2 protein-coding genes are annotated in these 4,754 nt (G+C 30.9%); both read left to right on the forward strand.

The window, feature by feature from the left end; all coding sequences use genetic code 11:
• Window positions 1-795, forward strand: a 795-nt coding sequence (locus B2W91_RS04820; protein WP_291579146.1) for a collagen-like protein, incomplete at its 5' end; no start/stop codon positions are given.
• A 2,344-nt stretch (window positions 796-3,139) separates the two neighbouring features.
• Complete coding sequence (locus B2W91_RS04825; protein ID WP_291579147.1) at window positions 3,140-4,627, forward strand: cell wall-binding repeat-containing protein; 1,488 nt, start codon at window positions 3,140-3,142, stop codon at window positions 4,625-4,627.
• Window positions 4,628-4,754 lie beyond the last annotated feature (127 nt).

Below are 4,754 nucleotides of genomic sequence, written 5' to 3' on the forward strand. Positions count from 1 at the left end.
CCAGCAGGACCACAAGGAGCAACAGGACAACAAGGACCAGTTGGACCAATGGGACCACAAGGACCAGTAGGCCCAACAGGATCACAGGGACCAGCAGGTGCGAGAGGAGCAACAGGACCACAAGGACCACAAGGGCCAATAGGACCACAAGGACCACAAGGTGTAACAGGACCACAAGGATTACAAGGACCAGCAGGACCAGTAGGACCAGTAGGACCACAGGGAGTAGCAGGACCAGCAGGGCCAATGGGACCACAAGGACCACAAGGAATAACAGGAGCAACAGGAGCAACAGGTCCACAAGGACCACAAGGACCACAAGGAATACAAGGACCAGCAGGTCCAACAGGAGCAACAGGAGCGACAGGGGCAACAGGTGCGGCACCAACAGGAGCGTATATTGCAGTGGTTGCTAATTTACCTTCAACTACTGAAAGTATTGCACCAAATAATAATATAATATTCAATGAAGATTTAATAATTTCTCAAGGTATGGCAATATCATTACCAGACTCAGTAATTACTATATTTGAACCAGGAACTTACTTTGCAAGCTGGAATATTATAAATGTATCATCAAGTAGACCAGTAACTGGACTATATGTAAATGGAATACTTGTTGGAGCAACTGCTTCAAATCAAAATGGAGCTTCTGTTGCTGGAACTACAATATTCCGGATATCAGCACCAAGTGTAGTAGAATTAAAAAATATCAATATAGAAACTCTAATCATAGGAAACGTAGATGCAAATGCTTTCGCAGCAACTTTAACAATTCAGAAAATACTAAGTTAGTAAGGATAATCAGGACCACCCGTAAAACGGGTGGTTTGCTTTATTCTTATAAGTGTTTATCACTGGCTGTGCTACTCGCATATTGAACTATATGACTTGCGCAAAATTCCACTAGTACCATTAAAGTGGCTATTCCTTTCTTCAATTAGCAATATATTATATTTAAAGGATTAAAAAGTAACATTTATATATTTAAATCATAGTATATATAGAGGATATAGTTTAGATATTAATTATGTTATTAATATAGTAGACTAGATTCATAAAAAAATGATTAGATTATTTGATGTGGAACGAGGAAGGTTTCAATAGTAATTGCAAATATATATAGATTTATTTTAGTTAATTATAGATAATAGGATATCTGAAATAAAATACGCTACTAACAGATTAGTTGGTGAATTTTTAGATACCTGAGATGAATAAATAACAGATTTGATATAGATGGAAGTATACCTATGTATAAAAATATACTAGTAGTAATTAAGATGAAATTATAATAAATCATATTATTAATAAATATAAAATACAAAAGAATAGATTGGTAGAATCAGTATAGAATGAGTAAAAATCATTGAGAAGCTAAATTTAGGTATTAAAAATAACTAGTTCCAGATGATATGGATATTTTGTGTGAGATAAGAAAACATAATAGTTCATGGTAGGGGTATGAACAAATTATGTTGGCTTAGTATTACGCACAATAAGTTAATATACTGGCTAGCTATTTCTAAAGGTTCCTCCTAAAATAGGATTATATCATGATAACCCCTGTATTTATGTTATAAGACTATATACAGGTTCTAGAATTAAGATACAGTTGAATATCTCTTTGAGAGAAACTATTTCCTTAGAAATATATTTTAAAGGTTAGAAATGTTTCTTTATGTAGTATCAGAGAATATAAATATTGCTTATGAAATATTGATTTGTGATACTGGTAAAGCTGATATTGTTGTCATAATTTAAAAAGCAAATAACTATAGTCTATAAAATAGTTGGATAGGCTATAAATTGATCCTTTTAAGGTATTGGCTAAAGCCAATACCTTATTTAATTAATTTATTTTTAATCTTTGAGAAGTAGCTATTTGTAAAACTAAGAGAAATATAACGGTTATTATAATGAAATAAATTTAATAAAAACTTTAATAGTACTTTAATTATTTTTTAAAAGTAACATTTCTATATTTATATCATAATATATAGCGAGGATTAAAATAAATTTAAAATATAAAATTAAGCTATTTATGATAAATATATTTAAAAGAAGAAATTTTCTGTAGATAGCTATCATATAAAGTTTCAAGGATATTATTGAATAATTGTATATAAGATGCTTCAAAATAACTAGTTAATATGCTAGTTTAGTTTGTGCATACTTTATGATCAGAATATGATGATATTGATCTATTGACTGTACAAGCCTCCTTGGTGCAAGATATTCTACACATTTTTAATTAGTTATTTAAGTAGTTTAAAAAAATTAAAATAACGGGGGAGTAGTTATGTGTAATAATCATAGACACAATCACATTTGTTGTTGTGAATGCCGTGAGTGCTGTGAGTGCCGTAGACATCGTGAATGCTGCGAGTGCCGTAGACATTGTGAATGTTGTGAGTGCCGTAAGCAGCATGAATGTTGTGAGCGTAGATGCTGTGAGCCTAGATGCTGTAAATGTTGCAGATGCTGTAGATGTTGCGAACAGCGAAATAGATGCATATAGCATGAATCACAAATAGAAAAGAAATTAATTGAATTTTTAAAGGTATTGTTTTAAACAATACCTTTTTTGAATTTATGGAAATTTATTAGTTTGCAGGAAATGGGATAATGCCTGCAACACGGATATGACAGCTCCAAATTTAATATATATATGAAAATAATAAGTATTTTTTTGTATCATAGCTGAAGCTATTGAATTCACAATNNCACAATGCAAAATTCACAGTTGTGGATATTTCTCAGTTATCACTGAGAAATTTATAATTGATTATTTCTTGAAGTTACAAGGTAACTTTTCATGAATAATTAGCAATTACATTGCTAGTCAAAATATGTTTTAGGAAATTATTTTTTCTAAAAAAATAATTTCTTCCTTAACTGTGAATTGTGAATTGTGAATTGTGCACTAATCTAAGTTGTGAATTAATATATCAAACTGTAACTTATATTCAGACATACATTAATTTTTAAGATAGTTTATCGATATTATTCATATGAGATTAATAATAATCATGAAAATTTAATGAAATAAAATAAAATTAAGGAAAAATAAAGGATTTTTTGTGTTTATGTAATATTATATAAATTATAGAGGGTAAACTTAGAAGGAGATGATTAGATGGTTAATAATAGAAGAGTTAAAGTTCTGGCTGCTTTAACTATAGGGACGCTAATATCCACTACTTTATTAAATGGGGTTAGTGCTTATGCCAATAATATTGAAGGAAAAGCTACTTCAGTAATTACTAATAGATTACCATCAGACAATAAAGGGGATAGATATGATACAGCTATAGCTATTTCTAAAAATGGATGGGTTAATGGTTCAAATACCATAGTATTAGTTACTGGCGCAGATTATCCTGATGCTCTTAGTGCCACGCCTTTAGCTAAGAAATATAATGCTCCAATACTTTTAACAAAAACCAATGAAGTTCCAATAAATGTTTTAGAAGAGATTAAGAGATTAAATGCAAATAAGATAATAATCGTTGGAGGAAATGGTGTTATTACAGATAAAGTAGAAGAAGAATTAAAATCTGTAGTTAAAAACGTTGAAAGAATTAAAGGTGAGAATAGATATGACACAGCAGTTAATGTGGCTAAGATATTAGGTGTTGAAAATGGTGTTGCGGTAGCTTATGGATTAAATTACTCAGATGCATTATCTATAGCACCATTAGCAGCAGGGCTTTCTATGCCTATACTTTTAACAAAAACCAATGAAATGGATGAAAAAGTTCAAGGACTTATTAAAGATAAAAATATTCCAATCAGTTATATAGTTGGTGGAGAAGGAGTTATAAGTAACTCTGTTATGAATGAATTTAAAAATCCTAAAAGAATTTCAGGTGCTAACAGATATGAAACAAATGTTGAAATATTAAAATATTTCGCATCTAAGCTTAATTATGATAAAACTTATGTAGCAACAGGGATGAATTATCCTGATGCATTAGCAGGAAGTGCACTAGCAGCACAAACCAATTCACCTTTGATACTAACTAATAATAGCGTTATTGAAAAGTCTACACTAGAACATGCTAAGCTTCAGATGGCTAAAGAAATATATGCTTTAGGAGGTTCAAGTATAGTTGGAGATAATGTTCTTCAACAACTGAAGACAGATATGGGATATGCTAATATTAGTCACATAGATACTCAAACTGTAGAAGCAAAACATAAGTCTACATTTGAATTGCCTAAAACTGTAATTGCGACTTTAGAGGATGGTAGAAAAAAAGAAGTTACGGTTAAGTGGACAAACAGTATTGCAGATACTTCTGTAGTTGGAATTAAGAGCTATGAAGGATTAGCAATGGACAAGCGTGTTGTGTTGAATGTTAAGGTAGTTCCATACTTAGAAAAGGTTAATGATTTAACTGATGTAATAGGAAGAGGAGATAAATATACGTTTCCTACTACAGTACAAGGAATTATGAGTGATGGGACAACAAAAGATTTTAAAGTAAATTGGGATAATACCTATATAAACTCAAATACTCTTGGAAACTATAATTTCACCGGAACGGTTGAAGGAGAAAATAAGCAAGTTAAATTGGCGATAACTGTAAAAGAAGTCTTTAAAGTTATAGATATAAGATAGAGTAGTTATAGGGTTCCACAATGAAAATTCTTTTCTATGAATGAAAAATTAAGAATGAAAGATGAAGAATTATGGTTAAAACTCCACGACCAAAGCCTTTGGAGTTTTCTTAAAATGAATTTTAGTT

This window comes from Clostridium sp. UBA6640 (assembly GCF_002455975.1).
Classification (GTDB): Bacteria; Bacillota; Clostridia; order Clostridiales; family Clostridiaceae; genus Clostridium_J.

Excerpts from the sequence above, each read along its gene's own strand:
- B2W91_RS04825 (WP_291579147.1), top strand. The coding sequence starts at position 3,140 with ATGGTTAATAATAGAAGAGTTAAAGTTCTGGCTGCTTTAACTATAGGG.